Source organism: Mycobacterium sp. (assembly GCF_035623875.1).
In the GTDB taxonomy this organism is placed as follows: Bacteria; Actinomycetota; Actinomycetes; order Mycobacteriales; family Mycobacteriaceae; genus Mycobacterium.
In genome coordinates, this window is the sequence record NZ_DASPSP010000072.1 from 39135 (window position 1) to 54888 (window position 15754).

Annotated in this window: 11 protein-coding genes and 3 pseudogenes; 5 read left to right on the top strand and 9 right to left on the bottom strand. The window is 66.2% G+C overall.

The window, feature by feature from the left end:
* Positions 1-46 precede the first annotated feature (46 nt).
* Complete coding sequence (locus VEI45_RS06355; protein WP_324851212.1) at positions 47-475, bottom strand: CBS domain-containing protein; 429 nt, start codon at positions 473-475, stop codon at positions 47-49.
* Between the two features lie 194 nt (positions 476-669).
* On the opposite strand from VEI45_RS06355, the pseudogene VEI45_RS06360 reads away from it, so the two are divergent.
* Positions 670-973 (top strand): annotated as a pseudogene (locus VEI45_RS06360) (MBL fold metallo-hydrolase); the annotation flags it as partial.
* On the opposite strand, the gene VEI45_RS06365 reads toward VEI45_RS06360, so the two are convergent.
* From VEI45_RS06365 to VEI45_RS06380, 4 genes are read right to left on the bottom strand one after another with little or no spacing between them, the layout of a single operon-like run.
* A complete protein-coding gene (locus VEI45_RS06365; protein WP_324851214.1) occupies positions 918-1628 on the bottom strand; it encodes a hypothetical protein in 711 nt (236 codons plus the stop codon). The pseudogene VEI45_RS06360 and the gene VEI45_RS06365 sit on opposite strands and share 56 nt — an antisense overlap.
* A 32-nt stretch (positions 1629-1660) precedes the next feature.
* Positions 1661-2500, bottom strand: a complete 840-nt coding sequence (locus VEI45_RS06370; protein WP_324851216.1) for a transglutaminase family protein — start codon at positions 2498-2500, stop codon at positions 1661-1663.
* A complete protein-coding gene (locus tag VEI45_RS06375; RefSeq protein WP_324851218.1) occupies positions 2500-3477 on the bottom strand; it encodes an alpha-E domain-containing protein in 978 nt (325 codons plus the stop codon). Before VEI45_RS06375 ends, VEI45_RS06370 begins: the two co-directional genes overlap by 1 nt.
* Positions 3477-5177, bottom strand: coding sequence for a circularly permuted type 2 ATP-grasp protein (locus VEI45_RS06380; protein ID WP_324851220.1), 1701 nt, complete (start codon positions 5175-5177; stop codon positions 3477-3479). Before VEI45_RS06380 ends, VEI45_RS06375 begins: the two co-directional genes overlap by 1 nt.
* Before the next feature lie 163 nt (positions 5178-5340).
* Here VEI45_RS06380 and rpsT point away from each other — a divergent pair, with 163 nt between their 5' ends.
* Positions 5341-5601, top strand: a complete 261-nt coding sequence (gene rpsT / locus VEI45_RS06385; protein WP_324851222.1) for a 30S ribosomal protein S20 — start codon at positions 5341-5343, stop codon at positions 5599-5601.
* 116 nt (positions 5602-5717) lie between these two features.
* Here rpsT and holA read toward each other — a convergent pair.
* From holA to VEI45_RS06400, 3 genes and pseudogenes are all read right to left on the bottom strand, one after another.
* Positions 5718-6692: pseudogene (holA, locus tag VEI45_RS06390) on the bottom strand (DNA polymerase III subunit delta); the annotation flags it as partial.
* A gap of 12 nt (positions 6693-6704) precedes the next feature.
* The gene (locus tag VEI45_RS06395; protein ID WP_324851224.1) at positions 6705-8264 is read right to left on the bottom strand and encodes a ComEC/Rec2 family competence protein; all 1560 of its coding nucleotides are present in this window, start codon (positions 8262-8264) and stop codon (positions 6705-6707) included.
* Between the two features lie 5 nt (positions 8265-8269).
* Positions 8270-9097 (bottom strand): ComEA family DNA-binding protein, encoded by an 828-nt coding sequence (locus VEI45_RS06400; protein ID WP_324851226.1) that lies wholly within the window; start codon positions 9095-9097, stop codon positions 8270-8272.
* 179 nt (positions 9098-9276) lie between these two features.
* On the opposite strand from VEI45_RS06400, the gene VEI45_RS06405 reads away from it, so the two are divergent.
* The 3 genes and pseudogenes from VEI45_RS06405 to VEI45_RS06415 all read left to right on the top strand — a co-directional run.
* Positions 9277-10437, top strand: coding sequence for an acyl-CoA dehydrogenase family protein (locus VEI45_RS06405; RefSeq protein ID WP_324851228.1), 1161 nt, complete (start codon positions 9277-9279; stop codon positions 10435-10437).
* Positions 10438-10459: 22 nt separating this feature from the next.
* Positions 10460-11569, top strand: a complete 1110-nt coding sequence (locus VEI45_RS06410; protein ID WP_324851230.1) for an acyl-CoA dehydrogenase family protein — start codon at positions 10460-10462, stop codon at positions 11567-11569.
* 13 nt (positions 11570-11582) lie between these two features.
* A pseudogene (locus tag VEI45_RS06415) lies at positions 11583-11681 on the top strand (PPOX class F420-dependent oxidoreductase); the annotation flags it as partial.
* A 29-nt stretch (positions 11682-11710) separates the two neighbouring features.
* Here VEI45_RS06415 and VEI45_RS06420 read toward each other — a convergent pair.
* Positions 11711-15754: SDR family NAD(P)-dependent oxidoreductase (locus VEI45_RS06420; protein WP_324851232.1), on the bottom strand; the 4044-nt coding region annotated here is incomplete at its 5' end.

Below are 15754 nucleotides of genomic sequence, written 5' to 3' on the forward strand. Positions count from 1 at the left end.
GCAATCGACGTCGACGCGTGTCCTAAGTTGCCACTCGCCGCAGCGATCAGCCCTGGGTGATGTAGGACTGGAGCTGTTCGTGCTCGGCCTCCAGCTCCTCCATCCGCGTCTTCACGACGTCGCCGATGCTGACGATGCCGATCAGCTTTCCGTCCTCGAGCACCGGCACGTGCCGCACCCGATTTTCGGTCATCAGCATGGAGAGGCTGTCCACCGTGTCGGCCCTACTACAGGTCGACACCACCGCAGTCATGATTTTCGACACCGGCTGCGAGAGCACCGAAGCCCCGTGCGCGTGCAGTTGGCGAACCACGTCACGCTCGGAGACGATGCCGACGACACTATCCGGCCCCACCACCACCATGGCGCCGATATTGTGACCGGCGAGCCCGGCCAGCAGTTCGGTCACAGTCGCGTCAGGTTCGATCGTCACTACCGCCCCACCCTTGCTCCGCAACACATCTGCAATCCGCATCAAAGGGCCTCCCGACGATTGTGATCCGGTTCACACCAGGCTACGGCGAGATTGGTCGTCGTGAAAGCAGCCCGCGAAAATCAGACGAAGATCCAGGTCAAGACCGTGCCGGCCCGGCGAGGTGGTCGCGATGTCGGCGGCCGTGATCGCTAATTGACCGGTAGCCGGCCGGGATCTGTGACATGCCTGAAGCCATGATCGAAGTCACGCTGCTCGGTACCGGCAGTCCTATCCCCGACCCGAATCGCGCTGGGCCGGCCACCCTGGTGCGGGCCGGCGATCGGTCTGGGCGCCAACGGCTTGTCGGCTCTGCTGCTCACCCACCTGCACAGCGACCACATCGCCGATCTCGGCGACCTGCTGATCACCCGCTGGGTTACCACCTTCACACCCGGGACCGCAGCGGTCGTCGAGGCGACGCTGAAAGCCTTCGGCCACGATATCAGCTACCGGATCGCGCACCACGACGACCTGACCGCCCCGCCAGCGGCAGCCGTGCGCCCGCGACCACCAGCCACGCCAACGCCGAGACCCGTGCGACCGGCAGGATCGGTCCCAGCGCCGGCCAGATCAGCACCAGCGTCGTCAATTCGCAAAGCCCGGCGATCACCAGGCCGGCCATGGCCAGCGGCCGCGGCAACAGCTCGAGGACAAGGCTGGGAATCGCTATGCCGCCGATAAGAAGGCCCAGCGCCACGATGTGCCCGGCGCCACCGATCAGAAACACCAGGTAATACAGCGCCCGAACCAACGCGGTGTCGCCGCTGACCTCCGGGCGCGACAGTGTCCAGGCCACCAAACCCGTCAGGCCCAACGCGCCGGCCGCCAAGATTCCGCCCGCCAAGGCAATCGTCCCCAGCGCGGCGACCCCGTGTTGACGCAACCGGGCGCTGGCCGTCGCTGCGTAGACGGCGAGCGGCACCGACGACGCGAACGCCGCCACGGCAATCACCTGAATCGCCATCGGCTCGGCGCGGGTGTACTGCTGGACCGCGGCGACCGGTCCGTAGGGCAGCGGCATCACGCCGCCGAGCGCGACTCCGATCGCCAGACCTCCAAAGATCAGCCCTATGCAGATTGCGGCGACGAGCGCCAACGGTGGTCCATCATCTTGGCGTCGGCCAAGCGATGCATTTCTCGGAGAAGCATCCATAGCGTGCACCATAGAGCGGTGCCGCGGAAGGACTATGCGAGTCGCGTGATTTCGACGACGACGTCGAGGTCGGTGGCGCCCCGTCCGGAGTAGATGCCCTTCAGCGGGGACACGTCAGCGTAGTCCCGGCCGACCCCGACGCTGATGTACTGCTCGCTGATCTCACTGTCGTTGGTGGGGTCCAGATCCCACCAACTTCCCGTCCAGGCCTGTAGCCAAGCATGACTCTGCCCGTCGACAGTGTCCCCCACCACCGCATCAGAATCGGGGTGGTGATAGCCGGACACATAATGCCCGGGAATGCCCATGCTGCGCAACACAATCAGTGACAGGTGGACGAAATCCTGGCAGACGCCTTTGCCCTCACGCAATGCATCCAAGCCCGACGAATGGACACCGGTGGTACCCCGAACGTAGTCCAATTCGCTGCGTACCCACTCCGCCGCCGCGACGACGGCTTCTGCGGGCTCGTGGTACTTGGCGATCCGCTTGCCTACGGCGGCAATGCGTTTGCTCGTCAGCGTGTATTCGGTGGGACGAAGCACCTCGTCGAACCGATCGACCACCGATTCGCTGTGCAAGTCGGCCCAGGTGGCCTTTTCCTTCGGCGGTTCCGCTCGATCGGTCTCCACCACCGACGAGGACGTGACGGTCAACTCGGTGTGCGGCGCGTGCAGGTCGAAGGCCGTCACCGCAGTGCCCCAATAGTCGATGTAGCGGTATGACCGGGTGGCCGGGACGGTTTCGACACGGTTGAGAACGACGTTTTGCCGGGAGTCCGAGCGCGGCGTGAGCCGGGCTTCGTTGTAGGAGGCGGTCGCCGGCGACGGATAGGCGTATCCGGTGGCGTGCAGGACCCGCAGCCGCCACATCAGGTCTTCCCCTGCCTGGTCGGCAGCGGGTCACGCTGGGCGGCGTCGGACCAGGCGACCCACGGTACAGCGTGAAAGTACTGCACCGCCAAGGCTTCTCCGACGTCGTAGCAAGTCTTCTGCAAGCTGGCCAGCCGCATCTCCAGCGATTCGAGCAGCGCCCCTGGTTCCACGAATTCCAGTTCGCTACGGGCTTGCCCGAGCAGCCGCTGTGCTTCGGCGGTGGTACCGATTCGACTGTGCGGACTGTGCAGCAGTTCGTCGAGGTTGTGCTCGGCCATCTTCAGCGAGTAGAAGACCGACCGCGGGAACAGCCGGTCGAGCAGTATGAACTCGACGACCCGGTTGGCGTCCAGCACACCGCGATAGGTCCGCAGATAGGTGTCGTGCGCGCCCGCCGAGCGCAGCACGGTCACCCACGCCGGCGACGATGCGCTGTCCCCTACCCGTGACAACAACATCCGCACCGTCATGTCCACCCGCTCGATCGCGCGGCCCAGCACCATGAAGCGATACCCGTCGTCACGCGATAGCGTCGTATCGGCGAGACCGGCGAACATCGCGGCGCGACCCTCGATAAACGACAAAAACTCATGCGGGCCAAGACGTTTGGCGGCACGCTCACGTTCACCCAGAGCGTTGAACGTGGTGTTGAGGCACTCCCAGGTCTCGGTGGACGTCACCTCCCGGGCAGACCTCGCATTTTCCCGCGCCGCTGAGATGGCGTCGACGATGGAGCAGCCGCCCGCGGTGTTGCGGCGAAAGGCCACCAGGTCGGTCAGCGACCAGACGTCCAACTCAGTGTCCGGCGGCTCAATGTCCAACACCTGCAACAACACTCGGGAGGTGTGGTCGGGGTCGACGCTGGAATCCTCCAGCAGTTGGTGCACAGTGACGTCGAGGATGCGCGCGGTGTCGTCGGCACGCTCGACGTAACGACCGATCCAGTACAACGCCTCGGCATTGCGGGCCAGCATCAGCGCATCACCGCCTGTTGCTGTTGCTGTTGGGTGGGCTGTTGCTCCTGCGTGGGGCGAAGCTGCGACTGCTGTTGCTGCTGGGAGGAGGACTTTTCGGCGTCCGAGTCGCCGTTGGAGGTGGCGACGGGATTGGGCAGCGAACGCACAATCTCGGCGGCGCCCAGCTCGCGGTTGGCCACCGACGCGCGCGACGCGAGCACCCAGGTGTCCTTGGAGCCGCCGCCCTGACTGGAGTTCACCACCCGGGACCCCTCGACCAGAGCCACCCGGGTCAGGCCACCGGGCAACACCCACACGTCGTCGCCGTCGTTGACCGCGAATGGTCGCAAATCGACGTATCGGGGTGTCAACTTGTCGTCGATCTGAGTCGGGACCGTGGAGAGCTGCATCATCGGTTGCGCGATCCAGCCCCGCGGGTCGTCGCGGATCTTCTTGCTGATCGCGGTCAACTCTTTGTTGGAGGCTTCTGGGCCGAAGACGATGCCGTAGCCGCCGGATCCCTCGACGGGCTTGATGACCAGTTCGCCGATCCGGTCGAGTACTTCTTCGCGCTCATCATCCAACCAGCACCGGAAGGTGTCCACATTGGCCAGCAACGGTTTCTCGCCGAGGTAGTAGTCGATGATCGTCGGCACGTAGGTGTAGACGAGTTTGTCGTCGCCCACCCCGTTGCCGACGGCACTGGAGATCACCACGTTGCCGGCCCGGGCGGCGTTGAGCAGGCCGGCAACGCCGAGCACCGAATCGGGGCGGAATTGCATCGGATCCAGGAAAGCGTCGTCGATGCGCCGGTAGATGACGTCGACCTGACGTTCTCCTTCGGTGGTGCGCATGTATACCTGGTTGTCGCGGCAAAACAGGTCACGACCTTCGACCAGTTCGACCCCCATCTGCCGGGCCAGCAGCGAATGCTCGAAGTAAGCGGAGTTGGCCACCCCCGGGGTCAGCACGACGACGGTCGGGTCGGCTTCGTTGGTGGCCGCCGACTTGCGCAGGGCGCGGAGCAGGTGCGCCGCGTAGTCGTCGACGGCGCGCACCCGGTGAGTGGCGAAGAGGTTGGGAAAGACCCGCGCCATCGTGCGCCGGTTCTCCATCACATAAGACACCCCCGACGGGGAGCGCAGGTTGTCCTCCAGGACGCGGAAGTTTCCCTTTTCGTCGCGGATCAGGTCGATACCGGCGACGTGAATGCGCACGCCGTTGGGCGGCACGATGCCAGCGGCCTGGCGATAGAAGTGCTCACAGGAGGTGACCAGCCGGCGCGGGATCACTCCGTCGTTCAGGATCTCCTGATCGCCGTAGACGTCGTCGAGGTAGCACTCGAGGGCCTTGACGCGCTGGGTGATGCCGCGCTCCAACCGCGTCCACTCGGCGGCCGAGATCACCCGTGGGACGAGATCCAGCGGAAACGGCCGCTCCTGGCCGGACAGCGAAAACGTGATGCCCTGATCGCTGAAGGCACGGCCGAGCGCCTCGGCCCGGGCCTCGAGGTCCGAAGCATCCGACGGCGCGAGCTCGGCGTAGATGCCCTTATACGGGCCGCGGACATTGCCCTGACCGTCGAACATCTCATCGAAGGCGTCCGCGTAGCTGCTCGCGCTGTTGTAGCCGTCAAAGATGCGCTCATAGCGCTTTGACGGCTGCGAGTCGCCACGCGGCTGGCGCCTTGTCTCGACGGGTACGGTTCGAAGGGCCACTGTGCCATGCTGCATCAAAAATGCCGTTTCCGCAGGCCAAGCGTCTCTGCTTTGGGAGTTTGCATCGTGGACTGATACCGTGGGCAGTCGCCGCTTAAGCGTTGGGACGCGGCGGAAGATCGTGACATCACAAGCCGCTAAAGATTTGCGAAGGAATTAACGCGTGGCCAACATCAAGTCGCAGCAAAAGCGCAACCGCACGAACGAGCGCGCCCGACTGCGCAACAAGTCGGTGAAGTCGTCGCTTCGCACGGCTGTCCGCGCATTCCGCGAGGCCACCGCCGCCGGCGAGAAGGAGAAGGCCACCAAACTGCTGGCCTCCACCAACCGCAAGTTGGACAAGGCGGCCAGCAAGGGCGTGATCCACAAGAACCAGGCGGCCAACAAGAAGTCAGCGCTCGCGCACGCCCTCAACAAACTCTGAGTTCAGCGACCCGGATCGGCCCTACCCAATCGCTCGGCTTGCCCCCTCGCCGTCCCCTCGCCGCTGCGCGGCTGGGGTCCCCCCCCGCGGCTGGGGGTACCCCTACCTCGGGCTCCCCGGCCCGCATCGTCACCGGCCGCTAGCTCGGCGACTTTTCGCACCGCCGCTTCCAGCGCGTAGTCGGCATCCACGGCCGCGCCCTTGACGTCGGCGTTCAGCGTCGCCACCAATCTCATCGCGGTAGCCACCATGTCGCGGGACCAGCGCCGGGCCTGCTTCTGCGCCTTCTGCACCCGCCAGGGCGGCATCCCAAGTTCGGCGGCCAGCCGGTAATGGTCACCAGAAAGCGGCCCCACCCGACCGATGGCGTGTACCGCCTCAGCCAGCGCGTCGGCCAACACCACATGCGGCTCGCCGCGCATCATCGCCCACCGCAGCGCCTCGACAGCCCCTGCGACGTCACCGACCACGGCCTTGTCGGCGACGTCGAAACCCTTCACCTCGGCCCTGCCACCGTGATAGCGCCGCACCGCGGCGACATCGACGTGGCCGCCGGTGTCGGAGACCAATTGTGAACAGGCCGAGGCAAGTTCGCGGACGTCGGAGCCGACCGCATCCAGTAGCGCGCTGACCGTGTCGTCGTCGACTTTGACCTTCAGCGAGCGGAACTCCGTGCGGACGAAGTCAACGCGTTCGCTGGCCTTGGTGATCCGCGCACACGGATGCACGTGCGCGCCGAGCGCGCGCAGCTGACCGGCCAGCCCCTTGGCACGTCCGCCACCTGAATGCACGACCACCAGCTCGGTGCCCGACGGGATGTCCGTAGCGGCATTGGCAATCAACTCCGCGGCTTCCTTGCCTGCCTCACCGGCGGCTTCCAGGACGACCACCCGCTCGTCCGCGAACAGCGACGGGCTCAGCAGTTCGGCCAACTCGTACACGCCGACTTCGCCGGCCCGCAGCCGGTTCACCGGGACGTCGTCGGTGCCGGCGCGCTGGCGTGCCGACCGCAGTACCTGCGCGACGGCGCGTTCGACCAGCAGCTCTTCGTCGCCCAGTACCAGATGCAATGCCGAAACCTGCTGGCTCACCGTTTGATCGTGTCATGTGTTGCCGACAGACCCGCCGGCCCCTACCAGCAGACCCGACAGCGACCAGGCGAGCAACCCGGCGGCCACGACCGCCATCCCCGCCCGAAACCATCGCCGCCGCCATAACACGGCGGCCAGCACACCAGCGGCACCGACCAGCAGGACACCCGGCAGCCCGGACGGTACCGGCACGTTGGCGGCGGGCACACCGGCAGCCCAATGCGCGATCCGCAATACCCACCACAGTTCGGGACCGGTGAATCGGATCAACAGTTGCGCCCCGGCCGGCCAGTACGAGCACAGCGCGCCTGCAGCACTGCCCAGCACGGTGATCGGCGCGATCAGCGCCGCCACTGCGAGATTGGCTGCGGCGGCCACCAGGCTCACCCGGCCTGAGATGCCGGCGATCAGCGGAGCCGTGACCAACTGCGCGGCACACGCAACGCAGACGGCGTCTGACAACGGCTTGGGCCAGCCGGCCGCCACCAGGCGCCGCGACCAGATCGGCGCGATGACCACCAGCGCCGCCGTCGCCACCACCGACAGAGCCAGGCCCACGTCGACGGCCAACTGAGGGGCGGTGACCATCAATAGCAGTACGGTGGCCGCGAGAGCCGGAATGGCTTGCCGCCGCCGCGAAGACAACACACCGACGAGCGCGATCGCGCCCATCACCGCCGCGCGCAGCACGCTGGCCGTGGGCTGCACGACGATGACGAATACCACCAGGGCGACACCGGCCAGCGCCACCGCGGCCCGCGGCCCGATTAGCCGCGACGTGAACAGCACCGCCCCGCAGACGATCGTGACATTGGCCCCCGATACAGCTGTCAGGTGCGTCAAACCGGCCGCGCGGAATTCCTGGCTGGTCACCGTGCTGACCGTCGACATGTCGCCGAGCACCAGCGCGGGCAGCATCGCCGCTTGGTCTGCGGGCAGCACTTGTCGCGCTCTGGCGGCGAAACCCGCGCGGACCGCGTGCGCGGCCCGGTGCACCGGCCCGGCCCGGCCCATCGCCGGCTCACCGACCGCGTTCACTACCGCGACCGTCAGGTCGTGTCGGGTGGGGCGAGTGATTCTGGCGCGGAAGCGCATCGGCTGACCGACCATCACCGCGCTGAAGTCGCGGGCCGGCGCGAAAACAACCACCCGACCCGAGATCTGGTCGTGTCCGAGTTGCTGCAGCTTGGCACGGAACATCAACCGGCCGCGACCCAACGACAGTGCGCTTTCGCTGGGCGTGACCACCACCTGCGCCGCGGTTCCGAACGCCGCGGTGACGGGGTGGCGAGCGACTGCGTTGGCGCGCAACGCGATCGCAAACCCGAAGCCCGCCCCCACGACACCGACGACGACCAGGCCGACGCCGATGGCCCGCAGCCGCGGGCTTCGGTGTCCGGCGCGCCAGAGTAGAAGGCCGAAGACGCTCCCCGCCGCACATACCGACCCGACCACACTGCCGACCGGCCACAAGACTCCCACCGCAGTGACCGCCCAACTGGTCAATGCGGCCGGCACCAGACGCGCATCCAGCCGCGTCGTCGCGGCGTCGCCACCGGATGGCTGCTGCACCTGTTTTAGACACGGACCAGCGGGCGCAACTTTTCCAGTCGCGCGGGGCCGATGCCGTCAACCTCGGCGAGCTGGTCGACGCTGGTGAACTTGCCGTTGGCATCCCGCCAGGCCACGATGGCCGCCGCGGTCACCGGCCCGACCCCGGGCAGGGCGTCCAACTGCTGCGCCGTCGCGGTGTTCAGGTTGACCACCTGAGCCGTCCCCGGTTTGGCCGGACCAGAAGTCTTGCCCGGTGCGGTCGGGGCGGCCGAGCCAGAACTCACCGAACTGCCCAACACGGGCGGCTGCCCCTTGACCGGTGCGATGCCGACGACGATCTGCTCGCCGTCATCGACCTGGCGGGCCATATTCAGCCCAATGGTGTCGGCACCATCCGTCGTTCCGCCTGCCGCCTTCAGCGCATCGGCGATCCGCGCGCCGGGGGCCAACGTGACCAGGCCTGGCGCGCGGACCAGGCCCACCACACTCACCACCACCGGTTGGCTCGGCTTGGCCGTCGGACTTGGACTCGGGCCGCGGCTCGACGACGCCACCGCCTCGACGGGTGGCAGTTTCGCCGACCGAATCGGTGCCGGCTGGTCCCGCATCAAAGTGAAGATGGCGACCAGCACCGCAATGGCCGCTATCGCGGCCAATGCGATGGCGCCGGCGCGGCCCGGATCGGCACGCACCTTGGCGATCCAGCCGGCGGCACCCGCTGCGGAGCCGTCCGGAAGCCACCGCGGCAGCAGAGAGTTCGGGTCGGTATCGGCGTCGGCGTCGTCGGCATCGGTATCCGGCTGGGCGCCAAGTCGTCGATGCAGTCGCTCGGCGGGCAGTTCTGTGCGCATGCGCCGAACGTAGGCGCGTCGACTGTCTCAGCAGCGCCGTCGCGGGGCCTGCTGGCACCGGCTGTGGACGGGCTGCCGGCTGTGCACAACCGCCTGAGCGCCGAGCCGCCTGACTGGTTGGTTGGGGATGCGGATAACGTGCAGGGCAGGGACCGTCGGATCCAACAGAGGAGGCCGCCATGCAATTGGCACTCACACCGGACGAAGCCGCCTTCCGTGATGAGCTGCGCACCTTTTACACGACGAAGATTCCGGCGGAATTTCGCGAGAGAACCCGCCTGGGCTTACCACTCGGCCGCGACGACTTCATCACCAGCCACAAGATCCTCAATGATCACGGGCTGGCGGTGCCCAATTGGCCCGTCGAATGGGGCGGCAAGGACTGGACGCCCGCTCAGCACCAGATCTGGCTCGACGAGATGCAGCTGGCCTGCGTGCCGGAACCACTGAACTTCAACGCCAAGATGGTCGGACCGGTGATCGCCGAGTTCGGCTCCCAGGAGATCAAGCAACGCTTCCTGCCGCCGACGGCCAGCATCGATATCTGGTGGTGCCAAGGGTTCTCCGAGCCCGAAGCCGGCTCGGATCTGGCGTCGCTGCGCACCACCGCCCTGCGTGACGGCGACAGCTATGTCGTCAACGGGCAGAAGACCTGGACGACGTTGGGTCAATACGCCGACTGGATTTTCTGTCTGGTGCGTACCGACCCGCAGGCGCCCAAGAAGCAGGCCGGAATCTCTTTCCTGCTCATCGATTTGGACACCCCCGGGATCACGATGCGGCCGATCAAGTTGATCGACGGCAGCTACGAGGTCAACGAGGTGTTCTTCGAGGACGTCCGGGTACCCGCCGATCAGCTTGTCGGAGAAGAGAATCAGGGCTGGACATACGCGAAGTTCCTGTTGGGCAACGAGCGGACCGGCATCGCCGGGGTGGGTCGCACCAAGGTCCGTCTTGCCGAGGTCAAGCAGTGTGCCGCCGACACCGGCCTGCTTGACGATCCGCTCTTCGCCGCCCGGCTCGCCGAAGCCGAAAACGAGTTGCTGGCGCTGGAACTCACGCAAATGCGGGTCGCATCCGGCTCTGCGGACGGTAAGCCCAATCCGGCATCGTCGGTGCTCAAGCTGCGCGGCAGCCAGTTGCAGCAGACCGCAACCGAATTGCTCGTGGAAGTCGCCGGCCCGGATGCGCTGCCCTTCGATGCCGGTGACGATATCGCGTCACCGGAATGGGCGCAGGGTAGCGCCCCGCACTACCTGAACCTCCGCAAGACGTCGATTTACGGCGGCAGCAACGAAGTACAGCGCACCATCATCGCGTCGACCATTCTCGGCTTGTAAGACAGAAACCTGAGGTAGACCCATGGACTTTCAGTTGAGTGACGAACAGGTGCTGCTGCGCGACACCACCCGCGACTTGCTGTCCCGCAGCTATGACCCCGAGAGCCGCAATAAGGTCATCGGCTCCGATCTGGGCTGGAGCCGGGAGGTGTGGACTCAGCTGGCCGAAACCGGGATTCTCGGGCTCGGATTCGACCCCGACGAGGCGGGACAGATCGAAGTGATGGTCGTGCTCACCGAAGTCGGGCGCCGGCTCGCGCCCGAACCCGTCGTGCATGCGGCGCTGGGACCGGGGGCGATCATCGCCGAGGTGGGCAGCGACGCCCAGAAGCAACTGCTCGACGAGGTCGCCGAAGGGCGGCGGTTGCTGGCGTTTGCGCACCTAGAACCGGGCACACGCGCGGCTTTCTCCGAGGACGTCACGACAACCGCTGTGCAACAAGGTGACTCGTGGGTGCTGAGCGGACGGAAGAACCCGGTGCTCGCTGGCGACTCCGCTGACACCCTAGTCCTCAGCGCGAAGTTGCCCGACGGCCGAATCGGATTGTTCCTGGTCGACGGTGAGGCCGTGAGCCGCCACCCGTACCGCACGTTCGACGGCCAGCGTGGTGCCCAGATCGACCTGGACCAGGCACCGGGCGAGCCGCTCGGCGGTGCGGTGGACGCATCAGCGGCCATCCGCAACGGCCTCGTCCGCATCCAGTCCGCATTGTGTGCGGAGGCGGTCGGCGCCATGGAGGAGGCGCTGCTGCTGACGACCGACTACCTCAAGACGCGCAAGCAGTTCGGCGTCACCCTGAACACTTTCCAAACGCTGACTCAGCGCGCCGCCGACATGTACGTCTCGTTGGAGCTGGCCCGCAGTATGAACCTCTATGCGGCTCTATCGATCGCCGATGGCAATCTCGACCCGGTGATCGCTTCGCGGGCCAAGCTGCAGATTGGCCGCTCGGGCCGGCACATCGCGCAGGAGTCGATCCAACTGCACGGCGGCATCGGGATGACGGCGGAATACCCGGTCGGCCACTACGCGGCGCGGCTGACCGCGATCGAGCGCACCCTCGGATCGTCTCAGGACCACCTGCACGTCCTGATCGATCAGGTCGGCGACTACGAGGTCGTGACGTTGTAGGTCAAGTAGTCGCATGGCTGAACTCTCCGAGGAAGTCGCGGAATTCCTGTCGGCGGGCACCCGAACCGGGATACTGGGTTACCTCACCGCCGACAGCCGACCGCTGCTAGCTGGCGCTGCGACCGATTCCACCTCGCCCGACTACGATGGCTCCGGCGCTGCAACGGATTCCGCCTCGCCCGACAGCGCTGCAACCGACTCCCCGTCGTCCGACGCCGGCGCCGCATCCGATGCCACCTCAGTCGATCCCGATTCCGAATCGGGCAGCTGAGCCGCGAGGTATTCGCCGAGCCCCCCGATCGTCGGATAGTCGAAGACCGCGGTAGCGCTGATCGTGAGCGCGCCACCGAACTGGCTGTACAACCGGTTGCGGAGTTCGACCGCCATCAGTGAATCCGTACCCAGGTCCAGGAACCGACTGGTTGCGGCGGGCGGTTGCGCGAGCCGCAGGAATTGCTGCACTTCGCGCTGCAGGAATTCGGTCAGGAAACTGGCGCGCTGCGCCTCGGGTATCTCCTGCAGTTGCCGGAGCAATTCACTGTCACCGGTTGTCTCCGCGACCTCACTCGGCAACACAAGGTCGAGAATCGGTGGGCGAGAACCGCCCAGCAGCTTCGCGGCACGCTGCCAGTTGGCTTTGATGACGGTTGCCTGACCAGTTCCGTTGGCGACAACCTCGGCGAGCGCGTGGAGGGCAGCAGTGGGTTCCAGCGGAACCAGGAGTTGCGCACCGACATTGGCGCGCACGGCCTCCGAAGAGGCCATGCCACCCTTGGCCCAGGGACCAAAGTTGACGCCGGTCGCCGGCAAGCCTTGCGCCTTTCGTTCCGCGACCAGCCCATCGAGCAGCGCATTGGCAGTCGCGTAGTTGGCCTGGCCGGGTGAACCGAGCAAGCTGGACACCGAGGAGGACACGATGAAGAAGTCGAGATCGTCCTTCTTCGTCAACCGGTCTAAGTGGTAGGCACCGAACGCCTTGGGCGCCAACACCGTCCGGAAACGCTCCAAACTCTGTTGCGGTAGCAGCGCGTCGTCGAGCACGCCCGCCAGGTGTGCCACCCCCGCGAGCGGCGGCAACTCCGTACGGATCCGCCCCAGCAACTCATCGACCTGAGACTCATCGCCGACATCGGCCGCGAAGGTGTGGATGCGGCACCGGTAACGCTCGGTGATGTCGTCGATTGCGCGTTGTGCGTCCGCATCGGGCGTGCGCCGGCTGGTCAACACGATGTCACCGGCCCCGAGTTGGGCTAGATAGGCCGCAGTGTGCAGACCGATTGCACCGAGTCCACCGGTGATCAGATAGCTCCGATCGCCTCGCGGCTGTAGTGGGTTCGGCATTTGCAGCACGATCTTCCCGATATGCCGCGCTTGCTGCATGCGGCGGAACGCGGCCCTCGCCTCCGTCAGCGGAAAGATCTCGACGGGTAGCGGCGTCCACTCGCCACTGGCCAACCCGTCCGACACCTCGGTCAGCAAACGTTTTATCTGCTCGGGGTCTCGCAGGGTGGTGTCGTCCAGCGCAACGATCTCGTAGGCGATATCGGGACGGGCCGCCGCCATCTGCGCGCGCGTCCAGATGTCTCGCTTGGCGATCTCGGCGAAACGGCCATTCTGGGCGGTGGCCCGCACGGTCGCTTCGACAAACCCCTCATTGGTCAAGCTGTTGAGCACCACGTCGACGCCGGCACCGTCGGTGTCGGCGAGGATTTGGTCGGCGAAATCCGTACTGCGCGAGTCGTAGACATATTCCACGCCCAGCTTGCGCAGCGTCGCGCGTTTGTAGGTGCTGGCGGTCGCGAAGACGATCGCGCCGTGCTGCTGTGCCATCTGGATCGCGGCCAGCCCGACACCACCGCTAGCGGCGTGAATGAGCACGCGGTCACCGGGCCGCAACTGCGCCCAGTCGAACGCGAGTCGGGCCGTGAGCGCCGCTGCGGGAATGCTGGCCGCCGCTACCGCGCCCAGCCCATCGGGCACCGGCGCCAGCACCTGGACCGGCACATTGACCCGGCTGGCGAACGCGCCCTGCATGAAGCCGAAGACGCGTTGGCCGACCTCGAGTCCGGTGACGCCGCTACCCACCTGTGTGACGGTGCCGGAGAAGTCACCGCCGATCAGCCCCGGATCACCCGGGTAGAGGCCAAGCACATTGAGCACATCCCGGAAGTTGAGACCAGCGGCCTCCACCCGGACCTGCACACAGCCCGGGTCGGGTGGCGGCACTTCGCTCTCGGCCAGACGCAGGTTATCGATCGCGCCGCGTTCAGTAGGCGCCAGGACGTAGTCGGTTGCCCGCGGTACCTGGAGATGACCGCCGCGCGCCCATGGCAGTAACCGGGACGCCAGGAACTTTCCTTGCCGCAGTGCGAGTTCGGGTTCCTCGATCGGTGTGCCGAGCAGGCCGACCAGTGCGTGCACAGCCTCCTCTGATCCATCGCAATCGACCAGTTTGCAGCCCAGGGCCGGTTCCTCGTTGATGATGGTGCGACCGAGCCCCCAGAGCGCCGCCTGCACGGGGTCGACCGACTCGCTGGTTTCGGTTGCCACAGCCCGTTCGGTGATGATCCACAGTCCGCCAGGAAGTTTCACCGCCTCATCAGCCTGCAGGGTGTGCACGGCGTTTAGCAGGTCAGCGATCTCGGTCTCCAGCCGCGCGACAACGTCAGCGCTCGACTCTTCTGCACTCGGTCCGGTGCTGCGCCAGACGATGCGGGAGATCGGCACACCGCGCTCTTGAGCCTGTGCCAACAGCTGCCCAAGGGGTTCCGGATCCGTAGTCCGATCAAAACGGATGCAGCCCGGCAGGTCGGCCGCCAGTTCGTCGAATCCGGCAATCAGCCAGGTGCCGTTCGCGTTTCCGGCGCCGTTGCTCGACGCTGGCGGTGGCACCTCGTGCCAGCCAAGGGTATACAGCAGCCGGGTGGCATCGCCGCCGAGTCCGCGCAACAACGCCTCTCGGGGCGCGCGTTTGAGGGTGAACTCGCGAATCCCGCCCAGGTGGTGGCCATCCCGATCGACGAAATCGATATCGAAGACCTGGGTTTCGCTGCCGTGGTCGCTGGTATGCCACCTCCCGCGGCAATAAAATCGTCGCGGCATCCGCTCCCGCAGTGTCACTTTCCCGTACCGCAGCGGCAAGAACAGATCGGTTCCCCATTGGTCGGCCGCGAGAAGCGCCGGGTGAGCCGCGAAGGCGGCTCCGGTGCACAGATCGAGCAGCACCGGATGGATCGGGTCACTTCCGAGATGTTCGGCGAGTTCGTCGCCGACGGCGATATCGCCGATCGCCTCACCCTCGCCGACCCACAGCGATTTGAGGGACGTGGACCAAGTAGGCCCCAATGCCAGCTCGCTGTCGGCGAAGGTCTCGAACAGCACCTGCGGAGGCGTGCGGTTCATCCGCTCGATTGCCGCGTCGATGGAGTCCGCCGGATCGGGTGCCGGCTCGTCATCGACACCGGTGAGGATGGTGCCATCGGCGTTCAACGACCATTCAGCATCACGGACGCCGTACGGGCGGCTGTCTACCCGGAAACTCCAGCCGCCGCCGTCCTCGAGCGGATGCAAAGTCAGCTGCACCTCGCGAGAATCCTTCTCGGCCAGAATGATCGGCTCATAGAAAAAGGCGTCTTGCACCCGCGTCGGCGGCCCAACGGCGGCCAGGGCCATCGCCGCATACGTAGCCCCCGGAACGACAACGGTGCCATAGATGACGTGATCGGAAAGCCACGGCTGCGATTTGACGGACAGCCTGCTGGTGTAGACGGCGTCGCCGGAGGCGAGATCTTTTGCACTACCCAGGATTCCGGATACTACTGCAGGACCGTCGAGGGCGACGCCGAACGTCTTGGGCCAGATGCGTCGGCGCTGGAACGGATAGGTGGGCAGTTCGAGTCTGCGGCGAGGTTGATGATGCAGCGCAGCGAACTTGGGCCGATGGCCGCTGACATAGGCCGCGGCCAGCGCTTCGGCGATCTGGCGCCGGTCGCCGATGCCCTTGCGCAGGGAAACGATCGCACGCGGCGCAGCCAAATGTTCGGGCCAGACCTGCACCGCAGCCCCGGTCAGAACCGGTTGCGGACCGATCTCCATCAACACCGAGCATCCCAGCGCCGCCACGGTGCGCACGCTTTCGGCGAACTGCACCGGCTGGCGGGAATGCCGCCGCCAATATTGTGCGTC